Origin of the sequence: Stutzerimonas sp. VN223-3 (assembly GCF_045999685.1) — a bacterium.
In the GTDB taxonomy this organism is placed as follows: domain Bacteria; phylum Pseudomonadota; class Gammaproteobacteria; order Pseudomonadales; family Pseudomonadaceae; genus Stutzerimonas; species Stutzerimonas stutzeri_AR.
On sequence record NZ_RBEC01000002.1, the window covers coordinates 1,533,661 to 1,540,083 of the forward strand.

Here is a 6,423-nt window from a genome sequence, read left to right on the forward strand (position 1 = left end):
GCAAAAGCCGTGAGCCTTCATTCTGCGCTGGATCACAGCTGAAAACAGTTGAAGGGCAACAGCAGACTTGACTTGACTGGGCCTAATCCGAACAATTCCATGCTTGCTGTTCTGAAGGGCCGTCGCAAGCGCGCCTTTTAGTAGGCAATCATGAGGTGCACACCCGCGCCGACTGTAACACCCGCAACGCGTTACCTCGCGCTGGGAGGAACGCCCCGCAACACTTGGGGTTTCCTAATACTTGCTAATCAGCAGCTGACGTAGTCGGCGACCACCGTCGCTCATGCGCTGCCTGGCAGTAAACCTATTTCTGGCCGGTCCGACGCGGAGCGGCTATCTGGCGTTTAGAGGTGAACAACGTGGAACTTTTATCCGGCGCTGAAATGGTCGTCCGCTTCATGCGCGACGAGGGCGTTAAGTACATCTACGGGTATCCGGGTGGCGCCTTGCTGCACATCTACGATGCACTGTTTAAGGAAAAGGAAGTCACGCACATCCTTGTGCGTCACGAACAAGCCGCTACTCACATGGCTGACGGTTACGCTCGCGCCACCGGCAAGGCCGGTGTCGTGTTGGTGACATCCGGCCCTGGCGCCACCAACGCTATCACCGGCATTGCCACCGCCTATATGGACTCGATTCCGATGGTGGTGATCTCCGGCCAGGTGCCGAGCACCATGGTCGGCACCGACGCCTTCCAGGAAACCGACATGATTGGTATCTCCCGGCCCATCGTGAAGCACAGCTTCATGATCAAGCATCCTTCGGAAATCCCCGAAGTGATGAAGAAGGCGTTCTACCTGGCTCAGTCCGGTCGTCCCGGCCCGGTTGTCGTCGATATCCCGAAGGATATGACCAATCCCGCCGAAAAATTTGAATATATCTATCCGAAAAAGGCCAAGCTGCGCTCCTACAGCCCGGCCGTGCGGGGGCATTCCGGTCAGATCCGCAAGGCTGCGGAACTGCTATTGGCAGCCAAGCGGCCGATCATTTACGCCGGTGGCGGCGTGATCATGGGTGGTGCTTCGCCGCAACTGACCGAACTCGCGAAAATGCTCAATCTGCCCGTTACCAATACACTGATGGGGCTTGGTTGCTATCCGGGCAGCGATCGTCAGTTCGTCGGCATGCTCGGCATGCACGGCAGCTATACAGCCAATCTGGCGATGCATCATTCCGATGTGATCTTGGCCGTGGGCGCGCGCTTCGACGATCGCGTCATTAATGGCGCGACTAAGTTCTGCCCGAACGCCAAAATCATTCATATCGACATCGATCCAGCATCGATCTCCAAGACCATCAAAGCTGACATCCCGATCGTCGGTCCGGTGGACAGCGTACTTACCGAGATGGTTGCCATTGTCAAGGAAATCGGCCAAATGCCGAATGCCGAGACGGTTGCAAGCTGGTGGAAGCAGATTGAGGAGTGGCGTGGTAATCGCGGCCTGTTCCCGTATGACAAGGGTGACGGTACGATTATCAAACCGCAGGCGGTTATCGAAGCGTTGTGCGAAGTGACCAAGGGCGACGCTTATGTGGCTTCTGATGTTGGTCAGCATCAAATGTTCGCGTCTCAGTATTACAGGTTCGACAAGCCCAATCGCTGGCTCAATTCTGGCGGTCTCGGCACCATGGGCTTCGGCTTCCCGGCAGCTATGGGTGCCAAGCTGAACTTCCCTGAGGCTGACGTTGCCTGTGTCACCGGCGAAGGCAGCATCCAGATGAATATTCAGGAGCTGTCGACCTGCCTGCAGTACGACCTGCCGGTGAAAATCATCAATCTCAACAATGGTGCACTGGGCATGGTTCGCCAGTGGCAGGACATGATGTACAGCAGCCGCTACTCGCACTCTTATATGGAATCGCTGCCGGATTTCGTCAAGCTGGTCGAAGCCTACGGGCATGTAGGTATGCGCATCACCGACTTGAAGGATCTCAAGCCGAAGTTGGAAAAGGCCTTCGCCATGAAGGACCGGCTCGTGTTTCTCGATATCGCTGTTGATACCAGCGAGCACGTTTATCCAATGCAGATCAAAGATGGCGCCATGCGTGACATGTGGCTCAGCAAGACGGAGCGGACCTGATCATGAGACACATCATCTCTCTGCTAATGGAAAACGAACCAGGTGCGTTGTCCCGCGTGGTGGGCCTGTTCTCGCAGCGCAACTACAACATCGAGAGTCTCACCGTTGCGCCGACTGAAGATCCGACCCTGTCGCGACTGACCTTGACCACCGCGGGCCACGAGGAGGTGATCGAGCAGATCACCAAGAATCTCAACAAGCTGATCGAAGTGGTCAAGCTGGTGGATCTGTCTGAGAGTGCGCACATTGAGCGCGAGCTGATGCTCATCAAGGTGAAGGCTACCGGCGCGCAGCGTGCCGAGGTCAAGCGCACCACTGACATCTTCCGTGGGCAGATCGTCGACGTGACTTCAAACGTCTACACCATCCAGTTGGCCGGTACGACCGACAAGCTGGACAGTTTCATCCAGGCCATCGGCACTACATCGATTCTGGAAGTCGTGCGCAGCGGCGTCACCGGGATTTCCCGTGGCGACAAAGTGCTGAGCATCTAACACGATTTATCGAATGGCCCGAACGGCCAGTAACAGGGGTAATTCCATGAAAGTTTTCTACGACAAAGATTGTGATCTTTCCATCATCCAGAGCAAGAAGGTCGCGATCATTGGATACGGCTCTCAGGGCCATGCGCATGCCTGCAACCTGAAAGATTCCGGTGTCGACGTGACTGTCGGCCTGCGCGCTGGCTCCCCGTCCGTTGCCAAAGCCGAGGCCCATGGTCTTAAAGTTGACAATGTCGCAGCGGCAGTTGCTGCGGCCGATGTGGTAATGATCCTTACCCCTGACGAATTCCAGGGCCGTCTATACCGTGACGAGATCGAGCCGAACCTGAAAAAGGGCGCCACGCTGGCCTTTGCTCATGGTTTCTCGATCCATTACAACCAGGTCGTGCCCCGTGCTGATCTGGACGTGATAATGATCGCGCCAAAAGCGCCAGGTCACACCGTGCGCTCCGAGTTCGTCAAAGGCGGTGGTATCCCCGATCTGATCGCGATTTATCAGGATGCGTCCGGTAATGCCAAGAACGTTGCCCTGTCCTACGCCTCGGGTGTTGGTGGCGGCCGCACCGGCATCATCGAAACCACTTTCAAGGACGAAACCGAAACCGACCTGTTCGGCGAACAGGCCGTTCTATGTGGTGGTTGCGTCGAGCTGGTCAAAGCTGGTTTCGAAACTTTGGTCGAAGCCGGCTACGCGCCGGAAATGGCTTATTTCGAATGTCTGCACGAACTAAAGCTGATCGTCGACCTGATGTTCGAGGGCGGTATCGCCAACATGAACTACTCGATTTCCAATAACGCCGAATACGGCGAGTACGTCACCGGTCCGGAAGTCATCAACGCCGAGTCCCGTGCTGCGATGCGCAATGCGCTGAAGCGTATCCAGGACGGCGAGTACGCGAAGATGTTCATCACCGAAGGCGCAGCCAACTATCCGTCGATGACAGCCTATCGCCGCAACAACGCTGCCCATGGCATCGAAGTAGTTGGTGAAAAGCTGCGCTCCATGATGCCTTGGATCGCTGCTAACAAGATTGTCGACAAGAGTAAGAACTGATACTGGTTCTGTTTGAAAAGAACGCGGCCTAGGCCGCGTTCTTTCGTTATGCCTGCGGGCATCTGATATAAACCGATGCTGGCGGCCAGATGAACCCGCTGTGCCAGGATCTGTCGAAATTGTTCAAACCTGTTGTAAGGTGAATTTACATGAGTGAGCACCCCGAAGAGCCGAGCAAGCCAGTCGAGCCGGAAAGTCTTCTGCCTATCGACGAGCACGTCGAAGAAATCCAGGATTCCGACGGTCGAAAAGTTCGCCATCGTGGCATTTACCTGCTCCCAAACCTTTTCACTACCGCCAATTTGTTTGCTGGCTTCTTCTGCATAATTGCCGCGATCAACGGTAACTTCTATGTCGCTGCCGCCACGGTATTCGTGGCGATGGTACTGGATAGCCTCGACGGACGAGTGGCGCGGCTGACCAACACCCAGAGTGCGTTCGGTGCCGAATACGATTCGCTGTCCGATATGGTTGCCTTTGGCCTGGCACCCGCCGTGTTGGCATACGAATGGGCGCTGTCCGGCTTGGGTAATGTAGGGCTGACCGTGGCGTTCATTTATGTCGCCTGTGCTGCGTTGCGTCTCGCGCGTTTCAATACGCAAATCGGTAAAGTCGACAAGCGCTGGTTTATCGGTCTGGCCAGCCCTGCGGCGGCTGGTGTGGTTGCCGGTTCGGTGTGGGCGGTCTGGGCGCTGGACGAGCCGGGCATTCGAGGCGTGGATCTTCCCATTGCGGTGGTAATGCTGTTTGCGTTGCTAGTAGCGGCGGCAGGTTTGTTGATGGTCAGCAACATCAAGTACTACAGCTTCAAGGATCTCGATCTCAAAGGCCGGGTGCCCTTCGTTGCAATCCTCGTGGTGGTCTTGGTTTTCGCCGTAGTGTTCAGCGATCCTCCTCGTATTCTACTTTTGATCTTTCTTGCCTATGCCGTTTCGGGCCCCGTGCAATTTTTGATGCGTCGTCGCAAGCGCGTCTAAAGTTGATTTCTACAGTGATCCGCTGTCTATTGGAGAGCCAGGCCTTAGGCAGCGGAGCACTTCATGTTTATAAAAATTCCCCGTCGCGGCGATTGCCGCGAATCAGAGGTCATTCCCGAAGCGCTATATCTGAATCGCCGGCAATTGTTGCAGGGGTCGATGTTGTCAGTGGCTGCTAGCGGATTACCGGTACTGGCGCGTGCGGACGAGGGGCGTTATGCGCAGGTAGATGCAGTCGATGCTCCCGCATGGTTCGATGCAAAGCTCGACCAAGCGCACTGGGAAGCAGTCACCGCCGACGGCGAATCCATTACGCCTTATCGAGACGCTACCCATTACAACAACTTCTACGAGTTCGGTCCGGATAAGGGCGACCCTGCCCGTCACGCGCCGAAGCTGGTGACCGAGCCCTGGACTGTCATGGTCGATGGAGAGGTGGCGAATCCGGGGCGGTACTCAGTGGATGATTTGTTCTCTCCGACTCAGCTTGAAGAGCGTATTTATCGCTTACGTTGTGTCGAGGCGTGGTCAATGGTCATTCCGTGGCTGGGCTTTCCTTTGGCTGAATTGGTTCGTCGTCTGGAGCCAACCTCCAATGCGAAGTATGTGCGCTTCGAGACCTTGGTCCGGCCCGAGCAAATGCCAGGGATGCGTGCTGGCTTTTCTTTGATCGACTGGCCCTATGTCGAGGGGTTGAGAATGGACGAGGCGATGCATCCACTGAGTCTGATGGCAGTTGGTATGTATGGGCGCGTCCTTCCAAATCAGAATGGCGCGCCTCTTCGTCTGGTCGTTCCTTGGAAATACGGGTTCAAAAGTATCAAATCCATCGTTCGCATCAGTTTCGTTCGTGATCAGCCGGCTACGACTTGGGAAACCATGGCGCCTCAGGAGTACGGCTTCTATGCCAACGTCAATCCGCACGTCTCTCATCCTCGGTGGTCGCAGGCGCGGGAGCGTAGGCTCCCTGGTAGTCTGTTCAAACCCAACGTTCGCGAAACGATTTTGTTCAACGGTTACGCTGATGAGGTCTCACACCTGTATGCCGGAATGGATCTGAGCAAGGATTATTGATGCGGTATCCCCGCTGGCGGCTACTTCTCTTCGTCGGTATAGCGAGCGTGCCTTGTTACTGGTTGTACTTGGGGGCGATCGCTGCGCTAGGGCCGGACCCCGGCAAAGTGCTGGTAGATAATCTGGGGCAGGGTGCTCTGGTGCTGCTGTTGTGCTCGCTCGCAATGACACCTTTGCAGACGCTCACCGGATGGTCGGGCTGGATCGCGTTCCGTCGTCAGTTGGGCCTGTGGTCCTTCGGCTATGCAGTGCTGCATCTTGCGGCTTATCTTTATTTCTTGCTCGGGCTCGATTTCACAGGCTTTACGGCTGAGCTTGTTGATCGTCCATATATAGCTGTTGGCGCGATAGCATTGCTGGGATTGCTCGCTCTCGCTGCAACCTCTACCCGCTGGAGCATGCGCAAGCTGGGCAAGCGTTGGAAGAAACTGCATCGGATTATTTATCCGGTGCTTCTTATCGTTCTGCTGCACATGCTATGGGTCGTCCGAGCGGATGCCGGGCGATGGGCTGCTTACGCTACGGTTGCCGCCATGCTGCTATTAGCGCGATTGCCGGTCATGAAAAAGAGGCTGAGCATGTTCGGCAGGTCGAAGCGTGGAAGGATCATCGGAAGCAATCCTGAAAACAACCATTGACGCCTCGTTTTGAGCCCCTATAATGCGCACCTTCTCCGGCGCAGGTCTTTGGTTAAACCTCTTGTAAATCAAGTGGTTAGCTTTATTTAGGGC

At 55.7% G+C, this 6,423-nt stretch carries 6 protein-coding genes; all 6 read left to right on the forward strand.

What is annotated here, in order from left to right; genetic code table 11:
• The first annotated feature begins 359 nt into the window (after positions 1–359).
• The 6 genes from D7241_RS15755 (at position 360) to msrQ (ending at position 6,330) form a co-directional block, all read left to right on the forward strand.
• Entirely contained in the window at positions 360–2,084 is a 1,725-nt protein-coding gene (locus tag D7241_RS15755; protein WP_408102297.1) for an acetolactate synthase 3 large subunit, read from the forward strand.
• Between the two features lie 2 nt (positions 2,085–2,086).
• Complete coding sequence (gene ilvN, locus D7241_RS15760; RefSeq protein ID WP_256049824.1) at positions 2,087–2,578, forward strand: acetolactate synthase small subunit; 492 nt, start codon at positions 2,087–2,089, stop codon at positions 2,576–2,578.
• 46 nt (positions 2,579–2,624) lie between these two features.
• Positions 2,625–3,641: a ketol-acid reductoisomerase gene (gene ilvC / locus D7241_RS15765; protein WP_408102298.1), complete on the forward strand. Its 1,017-nt coding sequence runs from the start codon at positions 2,625–2,627 to the stop codon at positions 3,639–3,641.
• 149 nt (positions 3,642–3,790) lie between these two features.
• Positions 3,791–4,618, forward strand: coding sequence for a CDP-diacylglycerol--serine O-phosphatidyltransferase (gene pssA / locus D7241_RS15770; protein ID WP_408102299.1), 828 nt, complete (start codon positions 3,791–3,793; stop codon positions 4,616–4,618).
• 63 nt (positions 4,619–4,681) lie between these two features.
• Entirely contained in the window at positions 4,682–5,692 is a 1,011-nt protein-coding gene (gene msrP, locus D7241_RS15775; RefSeq protein WP_408102300.1) for a protein-methionine-sulfoxide reductase catalytic subunit MsrP, read from the forward strand.
• On the forward strand, positions 5,692–6,330 hold the full coding sequence (msrQ, locus tag D7241_RS15780; protein WP_408102301.1) for a protein-methionine-sulfoxide reductase heme-binding subunit MsrQ: 639 nt from the start codon (positions 5,692–5,694) through the stop codon (positions 6,328–6,330). The genes msrP and msrQ overlap by 1 nt, the downstream gene beginning before the upstream one ends.
• Positions 6,331–6,423 lie beyond the last annotated feature (93 nt).

Coding starts and splice junctions, on each gene's coding strand:
- msrP (WP_408102300.1), top strand. CDS start 4,682: ATGTTTATAAAAATTCCCCGTCGCGGCGATTGCCGCGAATCAGAGGTC.
- msrQ (WP_408102301.1), top strand. CDS start 5,692: ATGCGGTATCCCCGCTGGCGGCTACTTCTCTTCGTCGGTATAGCGAGC.
- ilvN (WP_256049824.1), top strand. CDS start 2,087: ATGAGACACATCATCTCTCTGCTAATGGAAAACGAACCAGGTGCGTTG.
- ilvC (WP_408102298.1), top strand. CDS start 2,625: ATGAAAGTTTTCTACGACAAAGATTGTGATCTTTCCATCATCCAGAGC.
- pssA (WP_408102299.1), top strand. CDS start 3,791: ATGAGTGAGCACCCCGAAGAGCCGAGCAAGCCAGTCGAGCCGGAAAGT.